The following is a 14,327-nucleotide window of genomic DNA, read 5'->3' on the forward strand; positions in this document are numbered from 1 at the left end:
CGTGGCAACGGGCGGCTTTGACTGAGAAGTATGGAATACGGCGCTTGCTTATTCCAGCGTCAGCTTCTGCTTGGCGACCACCTGCTTGTAGACCGCGAACTCGGCCTTGATCTGCTCGGCAAACTGCTCGGGCGTGTTGCCCACCACGATGGAGCCGGTGTCTTCGATGCGCTTCTTCACGGCCGGGTCTTGCAGTGCGGTGCGCACGGCGGCGTTGATTTTGTCAACGATGTCCTTGGGCAGTCCCTTGGGGCCCAGGATGCCGTAGTAGGCCATGCGGTTCACGGGCTCCAGGCCCAGTTCCTTGAACGTGGGCACATTGGGCAGTGCGGCAACGCGCTGTGGCGCGGCCACAGCGATGGCCACGAGGCGGTTGTCCTTGATGAAGGGCAGCGCGGATGGAATGTTGTCAAAGATGATCGGCACCTGGCCGGCCACGGTGTCGTTCAGCGCCGGGCCCGCACCGCGGTAGGGGATGTGCGTGACGAAGGTGTTGGACAGGCTCTTGTACAGCTCCATCTGCAGGTGGCCAATGCCGCCCGTGCCCGACGATGCATACGAGTACTTGCCGGGGTTCTTCTGCACTTCGGCCACAAACGACTTGTAGTCCTTGGCGGGGAAGCTGGGGTTCACGGCAATCAGATTGGGCGTGGCCGCAATGTTGATGATGGGCGTGAAGTCCGTCAGCGGGTTGTACGGGGTCTTGGGGTTGATGGCGGGGTTGGCGGCCGTGGTGGACACCGTGGCCACGCCCAGCGTGTAGCCGTCTGGGGCCGAGCGTGCCGTTTCTGCCGCACCCACGATGCCGCCGCCACCGGCCTTGTTCTCCACGATCACGCTCTGGCCCAGGGCCTTGCCCAGCGGGTCGGCGATCACGCGCGCAATGATGTCGGTGGTGCCACCGGGTGCAAACGGCACCTGCAGCTTGATCACCTTGTTGGGGTAGCCCTGGGCGGCTGCGGTGCCTGCGGCGGCAGCCAGTACGGTCAGCGCGAGCCATTGACGACGATGCATGGAGTTCTCCTTCGAACGGGGGTAACAAACAGCGCTGATGGTATGCGCAATGGCTGCCTTGGAGCCCTGCGGATTCCACATAAGGGCTAACCCGCAGAGACTGACACGGATCAAGTATTCTCGGCACGTGAATTACGCCCAGCTCCTGATCCCGGACTTCTCCCTCATCCTCTGCGGATACCTCATCTGCCGGTACACCGCCCTCAACCGCTCGGTATGGCAACCCGTGGAGAGCCTGGTGTACTACCTGCTCTTCCCTGTGCTGTTGTTCCAGTCCATCGTCAAGAGCCCAGTGGACATCGGCGCTGCGTCCGGCCTCATCGCTGCGGGCTTGACCATGGGCATCACGGGCATTGCGCTGGCCTACAGCCTGCCGCACTGGCCCTGGCTGGGCAAGCACATCGACGCACGCGACCACGCGGCCAGCGCGCAGGTGGCGTTCCGCTTCAACTCGTTCATTGGCCTGGCCATTGCCGAGCGCCTGGCGGGCGCTGAGGGACTGCTGATGATTGCCGTGCTGATCGGCGTGTGCGTGCCGCTGTTCAACGTGGCGGCCGTGTGGCCCATGGCGCGGCATGGCCAGCACAGCTTTGCGCGCGAGCTGGTGCGCAACCCGCTCATCGTCGCCACGGTGTCGGGCCTGGTGGCCAACCTGCTGGGCTTTCAGATTCCGGAATGGGCCAGCCCCACGGTCAGCCGCATCAGTGCGGCGTCGCTCGCGCTGGGGCTGATGGCGGCGGGCGCAGGCCTGCAGTTTGGCCTGCTCTCGCGCGGCAAGGCGCTGAGCTTGGCGGTGTTGTCCATCCGGCACCTGGTGCAGCCCCTGCTGGCGTTTGCGATGGCGCGGCTGTTTGGGCTCAACGCCGTGCAGACCACCATGCTGCTCGCGTTCTCGGCCCTGCCCACTGCCTCTACCTGCTATGTGCTGGCAGCGCGCATGGGCTACAACGGGCCGTATGTGGCGGGGCTGGTGACGCTCTCCACATTGCTGGGCATGGTCAGCCTGCCGTTTGCGCTGGGGTTTCTCCGATGACCGATTCCCGCGGAGCCCTGGGTTCCGACGCCTTGGCAAGCCGCCGCGCGTTGATGGCAAGCCTGGGGGCACTGGCGCTTGTGCCGTTGGTGGGCTGCGGGCGCAAAACCCCGCGCGCGCAATCGTTGCCGCCCGATGCCACCGTGCTGGCCCTGGGCGACTCGCTGACATCGGGCGTGGGTGCCTCGGCCGACACCGCCTACCCGGCCGTGCTGGCACGCCTGACAGGCTGGAAGGTGGTCAATGGTGGCATTTCGGGTGACACCTCGGGCGATGCGCTGGCGCGCCTGCCGGGGTTGCTGCAAAAGCACAAGCCGGCGTTGGTGATCGTGAGCATTGGCGGCAACGACTTTCTGCGCCGCCAGAGCGCCACCGCCACCCGCAGCAACATCCGCCAGATCTGCACCGATGCTCAGGCCAGCGGCGCACAGGTGCTGCTGGTGGCGGTGCCCGAGCTGACAATGCTGGCGGCGGTAGGCCGCCTGAGCGACCACGCGATGTACGAAGAGATCGCCGGCGAACTGAAAGTGCCGCTGCACAGCAAAGGCTGGTCGGGTGTACTGGGGCAGGAGCGGCTGCGGGCGGACCAGATCCATGCCAATGCTGCGGGGTATGAAGAATTTACCCAGGGGCTGGTGTTGACCCTCAAAGACACAGGTTTGCTGGCGCGGTAGCCGCAAGAGCAAAAGCAACACGCCGCAGCAAAGCGGCACCAATGCTCTTATTTTGATAGCTGTTTGCGCTTATCCATCAAGCGCTAGGTGCCAATTTCACTCAAAATTCAGCGCCCAGACCACATGTTCGCGCACCAGCTCGCTGGTGTCGTCGGCGCGGGACTGCAATGCCGCACGCACCGCCTCGTCGCCCGTCGCCCGCAGCGCATTGCCCAGCGCCACAGCCACATTGCGCAGCCAGCGCTCGTGGCCAATGCGGCGGATGGGGCCGCCTTCGGTCATGCGCAAAAAGGTGGGCTCGTCCCACGCAAACAAGTGCACCAGCTGCTGGCCCGCCAGGCCCTTGCGCTCGTCAAAGTCCGGCAGGCGGCTCACCTGGGCAAACTTGTTCCAGGGGCAAATCAGCTGGCAGTCGTCGCAGCCATAGATGCGGTTGCCCATCAGCGGGCGCAGTTCCACGGGGATGGGCCCGGCGTGTTCGATGGTGAGGTACGAGATGCAGCGCCGCGCATCAACGCGGTGCGGCGCAATGATGGCCTGCGTGGGGCACACGTCAATGCACGCGCTGCAGCTGCCGCAATGCGCGGTGACGGGCGCGCTTTCGGGCAGGGCCATGTCCACATAGATCTCGCCGAGGAAGAACATCGACCCCGCCTCGCGGTTGAGCAACAGTGTGTGTTTGCCGCGCCAGCCCTGGCCGCTGCGCGCGGCCAGCTCCGCCTCCAGCACGGGGGCCGAGTCGGTGAACACGCGGTGGCCAAAGGGGCCGATGGCCTCGGCGATGCGGTCGCTGAGTTTTTGCAGGCGCGCGCGCAGCACCTTGTGATAATCCCGGCCCCGGGCGTAGACGGAGACGATGCCCTCCTGCGGGCGCTGCAGGCGCGAAAGCTCCGCCGTCTGCCAGCCTTCGGGCGCGTCCATGGCGGTATCGCGCGGCAAGTAATCCATGCGCGCTGTGATCACGCTCACGGTGCCGGGCACCAGCTCGGCCGGGCGGGCACGCTTCATGCCGTGGGATGCCATGTAATGCATGTCACCATGGAAGCCCTGCGCCAACCAGGCCTCAAGCCCGGGCTCTGCCGCAGACAAGTCCACCCCCGCCACGCCGATTTGGGAAAATCCCAGCTCGCGGGCCCACTCCTGCATTTGAGGAACGAGTTGACTGTTGCACCACATACCGGCCAGATTGTAGAAAGTGGCAACCATGCTGCTTCTGCCCACCATGCCGAAGCTTCGCGCCACTTCACCTGGCACAGCGAGGACGACACCACCGCCTTCGCGCAGCGCCTGGCCGCACAGCCTCTGCTGGCCAATGCCTTTGTAACCCTGCACGGCGACCTGGGCGCGGGCAAAACCACGCTGGTGCGCCACCTGCTGCGCACCCTGGGCGTGCAGGGCCGCATCAAGAGCCCCACCTACGCCGTGGTGGAGCCACACGAGGCCCCGGGCCTCGCCATCTGGCACTTTGACTTCTACCGCTTTGACGACCCGCGCGAGTGGGAGGATGCGGGTTTCAGGGACATTTTTGCCAACCCCGGTCTCAAGGTGGCAGAATGGCCGGAAAAGGCTGCAGCGCTTACCCCGCTTGCGGACCTTGCTATCCACATTGAAGCAATCGACGACACCGAAAGGAAAGTCACCGTGCACGCCCATACCCCCATCGGGCGTGCCTTGCTGCAAGCACTCTGAGACGCCGTGAACGAACCCACCCTGCCCGCTCATCCCCCCGCTGCCCCCCTGCCCTCGCGCCGCGCTGTGCTGCAGGCGGGCAGTCTGGTGCTGTTGCTGGGCACGCAGCAGATTGCACGCGGCGCCACCATCCTGGCCGTGCGCGTGTGGCCCGCCCCCGAGTATTCGCGCGTGACCATCGAATCCGACGGTGCGCTGGTGGCCAAGCAGTTTTTCGTGACCACCCCGCCCCGGCTGGCGGTCGACATCGAGGGCATCGACCTGAGCCCCGAACTGCGCGAGCTGGTGGCCAAGGTCAAGCCCGACGACCCCAACATCGCCGGCATCCGCGTGGGCCAGAATGCGCCCGGTGTGGTGCGTCTGGTGGTCGACCTGAAACAGGCGGCCATGCCCCAGGTGTTCACGCTGCCCCCCGTGGCGGCCTACCAGCACCGGCTCGTGTTTGACCTGTACCCCGCCGCGCCGGTGGACCCGCTGGAGGCGCTGATTGCCGAACGCCTGCGCGAGGCCCCCGCCAAGCCCGCCCCCGCACCCAATCCGCCGCTGACGGCCGCTGCTGCGGCCAACGCCGCCGCAGCGCGCGCCCCCGCAGCGCCCGAGCACGACCCGCTGGGCGACCTGATTGCGCAGCGCAGCCAGCGCCCTGGCCCGCCCGAGCCCCCACCCATGGTGGCCACCGCGCCGCCAACGCCAGAACCCGCGCGCCCCGGCAACCGTGCTACATCCACCCAGACCGACCGCATCATCATTGTGGCGCTGGACCCTGGCCATGGCGGCGAAGACCCCGGCGCCATCGGCCCCGCAGGCACGCGCGAAAAAGACGTGGTGCTGCGCGTGGCGCACCTGCTGCGCGATCGCATCAACGCCACCACCGTGGGCGGCAACCCCATGCGCGCCTACCTGACGCGCGACGGCGACTACTTTGTGCCCCTGGGCACCCGCGTGCAAAAGGCCCGGCGCGTGCAGGCCGACCTGTTCGTCAGCATCCACGCCGACGCGTTCACCACCCCCGCCGCGCGGGGCGCCAGCGTGTTTGCGCTGAGCCAGGGTGGCGCCTCCAGCACGGCTGCCCGCTGGCTGGCCAACAAGGAAAACCAGGCCGACCTGGTGGGCGGGATCAACGTGCAGTCCAAAGACCAGCACGTGCAGCGCGCGCTGCTGGACATGAGCACCACCGCACAGATCAACGACAGCCTGAAGCTGGGTACCGTGCTGCTGGGCGAGATCGGCGGCATGGCCAAGCTGCACAAGCCCCGCGTGGAGCAGGCAGGTTTTGCCGTGCTGAAGGCGCCCGATATTCCGAGCGTATTGGTAGAAACCGCCTTTATCAGCAACCCCGAAGAAGAAAAGCGCCTGCGCAGCAGTGCCTACCAGGAACAACTGGCCGATGCGCTGATGCGCGGCATCACACGTTACTTTGCCAAGAACCCGCCGCTGGCGCGCAGCCGTTCGGTGTAAGAACCTGTTCAAGACACCCCAATGGTGACTCCCCCGCCTTGCGCGGGCCGCGAAGTGCAGGCACAGTAGCCTTCATCGTCCCAGCCCGGCGCGCACCGCGCACCGGCAGGAAAGGAGGAATGCCATGGCACTACCCCACGCCCAATCCGGCCAGATCGTCAGCATGCGCCCCCTGGGCGACCGTTTGCCCGAAACCGTCACCACCGCCATCCTCAAAGCAGGTCAGCTTGAAGTGATACGCGTGGTGCTGCCGGTGGGCAAATCCATGAAAGAACACCAGACCCCCGGCGAGGGCACCGTGTTGTGCATTGAAGGCATGGTGGAATTTGTCAGCGAGCACGGCGTTCAGCAACTGCGCGCGGGCGATTTTGTGCACCTTGCGCCCCGCGCACTGCACTCGCTCAAAGCCGTGGAGGATGCATCGCTGCTGGTCACCATGTGCCTCAAGCCTACCCAAGCAGCATAGGCCCATCAGCGGATCAGTGTCCGCTCAGCGCCCCAGCCGGAACACGCTCACAATTTCGGCCAGCTTGGCAGCCTGGTGCTTGAGGCTGTCGGCCGCTGCGGCGCTCTGCTCCACGAGCGCCGCGTTCTGCTGCGTGACCTGGTCGAGCTGTGTGACGGCCTCGCCCACCTGACTGATGCCGATGGTCTGCTCGCCCGTCGCACTCGATATTTCGCCGATCAGGTCACTCACACGTTTGACCTGGGCGACGATGTCTTCGATGCTCTGCCCCGCGTTGCCGACCAGGTGCGTACCAGCATCCACCTTCTCCACACTGGCACCAATCAGGGCCTTGATCTCCTTGGCAGCCTCGGCACTGCGCTGGGCCAAATTGCGCACCTCGCTGGCCACCACGGCAAAACCCCGGCCCTGCTCGCCCGCGCGGGCGGCTTCCACAGCGGCATTGAGCGCCAGGATGTTGGTCTGGAACGCGATGCCATCTATCACCGCAATGATGTCGGTGATCTTGCGCGATGCGGCCGAAATGTCCTGCATCGTGGCCACCACCTGGCCCACCACCTCGCCACCCTTCACGGCCGCAGCCGATGCGGTGCCCGCCAGCACGGCAGCGCGCTGGGCAGTGTCGGCATTGTTCTTCACGGTGCTGGTGATCTCCTCCATCGAGGCTGCGGTTTGCTCCAGGTTGCTGGCCTGCTCCTCGGTGCGCTGGCTCAGGTCGGCATTGCCCGAGGCGATTTCGCTGGAGCCGGTGGCAATGCTGTCGCTGCTGTGGCGCACATCGCCCACGATGCGCACCAGCGAGGTCTGCATGGCCTCCATCGCCCGCATCATCTCGGCCACCTCGCCCCGCCCGCTGGCATGGATGGGCTGCGACAGATCACCCTCGCCAATGCGCTGGGCGACGGCGCTCACTTCCCCCAGCGAGCGGCGGATGCGCTGTACCACCACCCACGACAACACCACCAGCAGCGCCAGCCCCGCCACACCCGCCGCCAGCACGGTCATGCGGTAGGACTGGATCAAGCCCGCCGCCTCGGCCGCCTGCTCGGCCGAGCGTTGCACCTGGTAGTTCACCATCTTGTCGGCCACGGCGTTGTACTTGTCCAGTACCGGGGCAAAGCTGCCCAGCGCATAGGCGCGCGCCTGGGCCATGTCGCCCGCCTTCTTCAGCGCGAGCGACTTGTCGCGCGTCTCCAGGTAAGACTTGCGGATGGTGGCCAATTCCTCCTGGATGAGCAGCCCCTGCGGGCTGTTTTCCAGCTCGGTGTAGCGCTTTTGCACCTTGCTGGTGTCAGCGGTGGTGGCCGCCACCACGTCCTTGAAGTAGTTCTGCAGGTCATCGCCCTCCGTCTGGACGATGGAGAACACCCGCGTGGAGTTGACGGCAATGTTGCTGCGCCAGCGCAGTGCCAGCTGCAGCCGCTCGACCTGCTCGGTGGCCAGGCGGTCCACCGTATTGCCCAGGGTCTGCACCCGCACCAGGCTCAGGACCAGGATGAGCACCAGCGCAAAAACAGCCACCCCCACAATCAATCCAATCTGTTGCGCCACCGTCAGCTGCGCACCCATCCCCCGTGGTTGCTGGTCCATGGTGTCCCCTTTTGTAGATGTATGTGATGGGTTTGCAGAGAGAAGAAATGATCTTCCTGCGCCCGCCCGTTGGCAACCACCCCACGGGCCACGTAAACCCTGATCACCGGCCTCTGGCCCATGGGCCAAGGACGCCTTACGGCCAACCGCAGCGCCCGCCCCGCACGAGGCCCCATGTCCTACAGACGCTTGCCACAGCTGCCTACGCCGGGCCCCAGCCGCCGAATGGATAGTGAAGCCACAGGTCGAGCCCCGACGCACCCGCTGCTGGGACCCCAGGCCTGACTCCATTCACAAAGGACTCCTGCCATGAAAATCCGTCACATCCTTCTCGCCACCACCTGCACTGCAGCCCTTGCTCTGGGTGGTTGCGCTTCCAATCCGTCGGGCGCCCAGGTGGGCACCGGTGTAGGCGCCGTGGTCGGCGGTGTAGCCGGCAACGCTGTCTTTGGCGGGCCCGTGGGCACCATCGGCGGTGCGGCGGCCGGTGCCCTCATCGGCCATGAGATCGGCGAAGACCGCGATCAACGCAAGCCCTACCGCCGTTAATTCCACTCGCTGTGCCTGACCCTCTGGGGATCAGGCATAAAAATAGCTGCTAGCGCTTATTTTGTATGCGCTAGCAGCTATATTTTTTATAGCAATTGCAATCGATGCCTCAGGCCGCCTTGGCCTGCCGCCCCGCCCGCCACGCGCCAAAAATCGCGATCAGGCCGGGCACAAAAATCATCGCCCAGATGATCTTGTCCAGGTTTTCCTTGACCCAGGCAAAGTTGCCAAAGAAGTAGCCAGCGGAGCAAATGCCCAGCACCCAGATGAGGGCCCCGGCCACGTTGAACGCTGTGAACTTGGCACGGCTCATCTCGGCCACGCCCGCCACAAAGGGTGCAAACGTGCGGATGAAGGGCATGAAACGCGCGAGGATGATGGTGATGCCCCCATAGCGCTCGTAAAAATCGTGCGCCTGGTTGAAGGCCCGGCGGTTGAACCAGCGCGAGTCCTCCCACTGGAACACCTTGGGGCCAAAGAAGCGGCCAATCGAATAGTTGCACTGGTCCCCCAGAATGGCCGCCGCGATGAGCACCGCGCAGGCCAGCGGAAAACTCATCATCCCCGCGCCGCAGAGGGCGCCCACGATGAACAGCAGCGAGTCGCCGGGCAAAAACGGCATGACCACCACACCGGTTTCGACGAATACGATCAGGAACAACAGCGCATACACCCAGGCGCCATAGGTTTGCACAAAGGCTTCGAGGTACTTGTCGACATGCAGGATGAAGTCGATCAGAAAGGTCACCAGTTCCATGGGGTAGCCGGTGGGGGCACCGGACGCAAAAAAGTTGCGGGCATTATCCCCATCGGCCAATAGGCACCGGCCGATACCCCTGCGCGACCCCCGCCCTAAAATTGGCCGGGTGAACGACACCACCCCCACCCTTGCAGCGGCAGAGCCGGCCTCTTTTACGCACCTCACCACCCGCCGCCCCATCCGCGACCTGCCGGACGAGCTGATCAGCCAGATCGCCGCCGGTGAAGTGGTGGAACGCCCCGCCTCGGTGGTGCGCGAGCTGGTGGACAACGCGCTGGATGCAGGCGCCACGCAAATCACCGTGCGCCTGTCGGCCGGCGGCGTGCGCCTGATCACCGTGGAAGACGACGGCGGCGGCATTCCACACGAAGAGCTGCCCGTGGCCCTGCGCCGCCACGCCACCAGCAAGATCACCAACCTGAACGACCTGGAAACCGTGGCCACCATGGGTTTTCGGGGCGAGGCGTTGGCGGCCATTGCCTCGGTGTCGGAGATGTCGCTGCTCTCCCGCCCCATCGCCCAGTCCAACGCCTTTTTGCTGGACGCCCGCAGCGGCGAACTGCGCCCCGCCGCGCGGAGCACCGGCACTACCGTGGAAGTGAAGGAGCTGTTCTTTTCCACCCCCGCGCGCCGCAAGTTCCTGAAGACCGACGCCACCGAGCTGGCGCACTGCATCGAATCGGTGCGCCGCCACGCACTGGCCCGGCCCGATGTGGGATTTGCCATCTGGCACGAAGGCAAGCTGGTGGAGCAGTGGCGCGCCACCTTCGTGCCTGGCCAGGGGGATGCACAAGATGCGCTGGCCCGCCGCCTGTCGGACGTGCTGGGCGAAGACTTCGTCACCCAGTCCGTCGCCGTGCAGCACCGCGTGGGCCCCGTCATCGTGACCGGCCGCGCAGGCCTGCCCGACGCTGCCCGCTCGCGCCCCGACCACCAGTATTGCTACGTCAACGGACGCTTCGTGCGCGACAAGGTGCTCACCCACGCCGCCCGCAGCGCGTACGAAGACGTGCTGCACGGCCACAAGCAGCCCATCTACGCGCTGTATGTCGAAATCGACCCGGCGCGCGTGGACGTGAACGTGCACCCCACCAAGATCGAAGTGCGCTTCAGAGACAGCCGCGAGGTGCACCAGGCCGTGCGCCACGCCGTGGAGAACGCGCTGGCAGCGCCCCGCGCCGCAGCGCTGGCGGCGGCTGCAGGGGCTGCCGCTTCAGCAGACACGGGCTCCACGGCACAGGCCCCCATTGAGAATTTCAAGCCAAATCAGCCTCTAGCGCTTAACAGACAAGCGCAAGCAACTATCAAATTTGAAGAACGTGGCCACCATGTGGCCGACCTGCAGGCGCTGTGGGGGCCAAGGAAAGAGGACGCAGCCACACCGTCTGCAGAGCTCACCGCACCGCTGGTGAACTGGGGCACTGCGGCCAACACCGGCGAGGCAGATGCCATGCCGCAGCCCGTGACGCCCACGTCATTCGCCCCCCCTGCTGCGGCCTGGGCCAACAACAGCACCGCGAAAGAAACCACCTGGCCCCAGGGCCAGGGCGGCAACGACACCGCCTGGCCGCTGGGCAAGGCCGTGGCCCAACTCCACGGGGTCTACATCCTGGCCGAAAACGCCCAGGGCATGGTCATCGTGGACATGCACGCCGCACACGAACGCATCGTCTACGAACGCCTCAAGTCCCAGGTGGACAGCGGCGCCCGAATTGCCAGCCAGCCCCTGCTGATCCCCGCCACCTTTGCCGCCACCCCGCAAGAAGTCGCCACCGCCGAAGAATCGGCCGAGGTATTGGCCACGCTGGGCATGGAAGTCGTGCCGTTCTCCCCCAAGACCCTGGCCGTGCGCGCCGTGCCCACCACGCTGGCCCAGGGCGACCCCGTGGAACTGGCCCGCAGCGTGCTGGCCGAACTGGCCGCTCACGACGCCACCACGGTCGTACAACGCGCGCGCAACGAAATCCTGGGCACCATGGCCTGCCACGGCGCCGTGCGCGCCAACCGCAAGCTCACCATCGACGAGATGAATGCGCTGCTGCGGCAGATGGAAACCACGGACCGCAGTGACCAGTGCAACCATGGACGGCCAACGTGGCGGCAGCTCAGCATGAAGGAACTGGACGCGCTGTTCCTGCGGGGCCGGTAAGGTAACCGCAAAAAGATCGGCCCGAGGGCCTTGGACCACCTGCACATCAAGCCCAGGGGCCGCCACAACCGGCACCGCCCCAGGCCAGTGCGCCCGTGGAACCGGCCTTGCCGGCCCACCGGATGCGTCCCCCTTGGGGGAAGGCGCGCCGCGCCTCAGGGGGCTTCAGTTATCCCGCGCCGCCTTGGCATGGTCCGGGAAGTCGCTGAACACGCCATCCACGCCCAGTTGATAGAACAGCTTGTATTCCGCCTTGGGGTCGCCCTTGAAGTCCGACGCCAGGCGCTTGGCCTCGCTGCGGAAGGTGTAGGGGTGCACCAGCAGGCCTGCGGCGTGGGCATTTTTCACCACGTCGGTGGCGGGCATCATCACGCGGTCGCGTTCGTCGATCTTGCCGTCGCCATTGAGGTCGTCGGCCTTGCCGTCCTTGTTGGCGTCCACCTGCTTGGAGGGGATGAGGTAGGGCTTCCAGGGGCCGATGCCGTCGGCGTAGGTCTTCACTTCCTTCAGGCCCGCAGGCGTGAGCAGGCTGGCGAAGGTGCGCGTGTCTCCCGCCACGGCAAAGTCGTACGGTTTGTCATAGGGGGCGGTCAGGTCCATGCTGCCGTCGGGGTTCACGTCGTTCGCGTCCACCAGTTGCACCAGGCGGATCTGGGTCTTGGTGCGCAGGTACTTGAGGTTGGACACCTCAAACGACTGCACGATGACCGGAGAGCTCTTGGCGGTGTAGCTGTACTTGGCCAGGATGGTGAGCAGGCGGTCTTCGAGTGGCAGGCCCAGGCGGACGTGGTAAGTGGGGTGCTTGGTTTCGGGGTACACACCCACGGTGCGGCCCGCCTTGGCGCCTTCGCTCTTGGCCAGGTCCAGCACCTCTTCCAGCGTGGGGATCTGGTACTTGCCGTTGTGCGACTGGTCGCGGTCGGCCAGGGGCTGGATGGCGCGCAGGGTCTTGATTTCGGCCAGGGTGAAGTCCGAGGCGAACCAGCCTTCTTCTTCCACGCCGTCGACCACTTTCTTGGTCTTGCGGCTGGCAAATTCGGCGCGGGTGGACACATCGGTGGTGCCGGTGATGTTGGGCTCGTGGCGTGCAATCAGCGCACCGTCCTTGGTGGCGACCAGGTCAGGCTCGATGAAATCGGCGCCCATCTCGATGGCCCGCTTGTAGCCTTCGAGCGTGTGGTCCGGCAGGTAGCCCGCGGCACCCCGGTGGCCAATCACGAGGGGCTTGTCGCCGCTCAAAGTGGGATAGGGGTTGTCATCGCTGCCACCGCAAGCAGCCAGCGTGGCCACCAGGGCCAGCGCACCCAACTTAGCACCAGAAATGTGCATGCTCTTCTCCTCGTTGTGTTTAGAACCGCCGAACTGTGGGCGCCACCTGTGACAAGGCGATGACGCCCGTTTTGCGAATGGATGACAGCTTCACCGCACCATCCAAACGCACCAAAAAGTGGCAATCACCCTGCCACATTCCCCACCATTGTGCAGAGTCATGCGCATAAACGTATAACTTTTAGACATAATTCGATGTTGCAGCGCGCCATGGCGTGCCACCGCCCCTTGATCTTCAGAAAGTTTTTTGAAATATGAAACACGCGTCCGCAGGCAGCTTCCTCTCACATGTCGCCCTTCGCAACCCGGGGCAGCCCGAGTTTCTGCAAGCTGTCACCGAGGTGATGGAAAGCCTGTGGCCCTTCATTGAAGAACACCCCCGCTACGCCGAGCACGGCCTGCTGGAGCGCCTGGTGGAGCCCGAGCGCATCGTCATGTTCCGCGTGTCGTGGGTGGACGACCACGGCAGCGTGCAGGTCAACCGGGGCTACCGCATTCAGCACAGCATGGCCATTGGCCCGTACAAGGGTGGCATCCGGTTCCATCCGTCGGTCAACCTCTCGGTGCTGAAGTTTCTGGCGTTTGAGCAGACCTTCAAGAACGCTCTGACCACCCTGCCCATGGGCGGCGGCAAGGGCGGCAGCGACTTTGACCCCAAGGGCAAGAGCCCGGGAGAAGTCATGCGCTTTTGCCAGGCCTTTGTGTCCGAGCTGTTCCGCCACGTGGGGGCCGACACGGACGTACCAGCGGGCGACATCGGCGTGGGCGGCCGCGAGGTGGGCTTCATGGCCGGCATGATGAAAAAGCTCAGCAACCGGGCCGACTGCGTGTTCACCGGCAAGGGGCTGTCGTTTGGCGGCTCGCTGGTGCGCCCCGAAGCCACGGGCTACGGCACGGTGTACTTTGCGCAGGAAATGCTCAAGTCCAAAGGCCGCTCGCTCGACGGCTTGCGTGTGTCGGTCTCCGGTTCGGGCAACGTCGCGCAATACGCCGTCGAAAAGGCCATGGAACTGGGCGCCAAGGTGGTCACGGTCTCGGATTCGAGCGGCACCATCGTGGACGAAGACGGCTTCACCCCTGCCAAGCTGGCCGAACTCATGGAAGTGAAGAATCATCTGTATGGCCGCGTGAGCGACTACGCAGCCCGCACCGGCGCCACCTTTGAAGCCGGGGTACGCCCTTGGCATGTACCAGTGGATGTGGCCCTGCCCTGCGCCACCCAGAATGAGCTGGACGCGACCGACGCGGCGGTGCTGATCAAGAACGGCGTGGTCTGCGTGGCGGAGGGCGCCAACATGCCGTCGACCATCGACGCAGCCAAGGCGTTTGAGGCTGCAGGCGTGCTCTACGCCCCGGGCAAGGCCAGCAACGCAGGCGGCGTGGCCACATCGGGTCTGGAGATGAGCCAGAACGCCGCGCGCCTGTCCTGGCCGCGCGAAGAGGTGGACGCGCGCCTGCTGCAGATCATGCAGGGCATCCACGCTGCCTGCCTGCACTACGGCAAACGCAGCGATGGCACCGTGAGCTATGTGGACGGCGCCAACATCGCCGGTTTTGTGAAGGTGGCCGACGCCATGCTGGCGCAGGGCGTGGTGTAACCCCGGTTCCGAAGGCAA

At 65.4% G+C, this 14,327-nt stretch carries 13 protein-coding genes; 8 read left to right on the top strand and 5 right to left on the bottom strand.

Translation table 11 applies throughout. The features are described from left to right. Positions 1-48: 48 nt before the first annotated feature. Positions 49-1,014: a tripartite tricarboxylate transporter substrate binding protein BugE gene (locus tag ACODS0_RS00195; RefSeq protein ID WP_055398604.1), complete on the bottom strand. Its 966-nt coding sequence runs from the start codon at positions 1,012-1,014 to the stop codon at positions 49-51. A gap of 127 nt (positions 1,015-1,141) precedes the next feature. On the opposite strand from ACODS0_RS00195, the gene ACODS0_RS00200 reads away from it, so the two are divergent. Further along, positions 1,142-2,047 carry an AEC family transporter gene (locus tag ACODS0_RS00200; RefSeq protein WP_488831930.1) on the top strand — a complete coding sequence of 302 codons (906 nt, stop codon included), beginning with the start codon at positions 1,142-1,144 and terminating at the stop codon, positions 2,045-2,047. Beyond that, positions 2,044-2,721, top strand: a complete 678-nt coding sequence (locus tag ACODS0_RS00205) for a GDSL-type esterase/lipase family protein (RefSeq protein ID WP_488831934.1) — start codon at positions 2,044-2,046, stop codon at positions 2,719-2,721. The genes ACODS0_RS00200 and ACODS0_RS00205 overlap by 4 nt, the downstream gene beginning before the upstream one ends. 96 nt (positions 2,722-2,817) lie before the next feature. Here ACODS0_RS00205 and queG read toward each other — a convergent pair whose 3' ends face one another. Beyond that, complete coding sequence (gene queG / locus ACODS0_RS00210) at positions 2,818-3,867, bottom strand: tRNA epoxyqueuosine(34) reductase QueG (protein WP_488831935.1); 1,050 nt, start codon at positions 3,865-3,867, stop codon at positions 2,818-2,820. Positions 3,868-3,879: 12 nt separating this feature from the next. On the opposite strand from queG, the gene tsaE reads away from it, so the two are divergent. From tsaE to ACODS0_RS00225, 3 genes are all read left to right on the top strand, one after another. Then, a complete protein-coding gene (tsaE, locus tag ACODS0_RS00215; protein WP_488831937.1) occupies positions 3,880-4,410 on the top strand; it encodes a tRNA (adenosine(37)-N6)-threonylcarbamoyltransferase complex ATPase subunit type 1 TsaE in 531 nt (176 codons plus the stop codon). A gap of 6 nt (positions 4,411-4,416) precedes the next feature. Then, positions 4,417-5,868 (top strand): N-acetylmuramoyl-L-alanine amidase, encoded by a 1,452-nt coding sequence (locus ACODS0_RS00220; protein ID WP_488831939.1) that lies wholly within the window; start codon positions 4,417-4,419, stop codon positions 5,866-5,868. Positions 5,869-5,992: 124 nt separating this feature from the next. Continuing rightward, on the top strand, positions 5,993-6,334 hold the full coding sequence (locus tag ACODS0_RS00225) for a cupin domain-containing protein (RefSeq protein WP_055393289.1): 342 nt from the start codon (positions 5,993-5,995) through the stop codon (positions 6,332-6,334). 24 nt (positions 6,335-6,358) lie between these two features. Here the strand turns inward: ACODS0_RS00225 and ACODS0_RS00230 are convergent, their stop codons facing one another. Then, complete coding sequence (locus tag ACODS0_RS00230) at positions 6,359-7,924, bottom strand: methyl-accepting chemotaxis protein (protein ID WP_487260697.1); 1,566 nt, start codon at positions 7,922-7,924, stop codon at positions 6,359-6,361. Between the two features lie 309 nt (positions 7,925-8,233). On the opposite strand from ACODS0_RS00230, the gene ACODS0_RS00235 reads away from it, so the two are divergent. After that, a complete protein-coding gene (locus ACODS0_RS00235) occupies positions 8,234-8,473 on the top strand; it encodes a YMGG-like glycine zipper-containing protein (protein WP_082437237.1) in 240 nt (79 codons plus the stop codon). Positions 8,474-8,582: 109 nt separating this feature from the next. On the opposite strand, the gene ACODS0_RS00240 is transcribed toward ACODS0_RS00235, so the two are convergent. Next, positions 8,583-9,230: a DedA family protein gene (locus ACODS0_RS00240; protein WP_121420696.1), complete on the bottom strand. Its 648-nt coding sequence runs from the start codon at positions 9,228-9,230 to the stop codon at positions 8,583-8,585. A gap of 109 nt (positions 9,231-9,339) precedes the next feature. Between ACODS0_RS00240 and mutL the strand changes: the two genes are divergently transcribed. Continuing rightward, positions 9,340-11,382 (top strand): DNA mismatch repair endonuclease MutL, encoded by a 2,043-nt coding sequence (gene mutL, locus ACODS0_RS00245; protein WP_488831945.1) that lies wholly within the window; start codon positions 9,340-9,342, stop codon positions 11,380-11,382. Positions 11,383-11,547: 165 nt separating this feature from the next. Here mutL and ACODS0_RS00250 read toward each other — a convergent pair whose 3' ends face one another. Beyond that, entirely contained in the window at positions 11,548-12,711 is a 1,164-nt protein-coding gene (locus ACODS0_RS00250) for a glycerophosphodiester phosphodiesterase (RefSeq protein ID WP_121505819.1), read from the bottom strand. Between the two features lie 254 nt (positions 12,712-12,965). Between ACODS0_RS00250 and gdhA the strand changes: the two genes are divergently transcribed. Continuing rightward, on the top strand, positions 12,966-14,309 hold the full coding sequence (gdhA, locus tag ACODS0_RS00255) for an NADP-specific glutamate dehydrogenase (protein WP_436129744.1): 1,344 nt from the start codon (positions 12,966-12,968) through the stop codon (positions 14,307-14,309). The last annotated feature ends 18 nt before the right edge of the window (positions 14,310-14,327 follow it).

The organism is Acidovorax sp. FG60 (assembly GCF_057808995.1).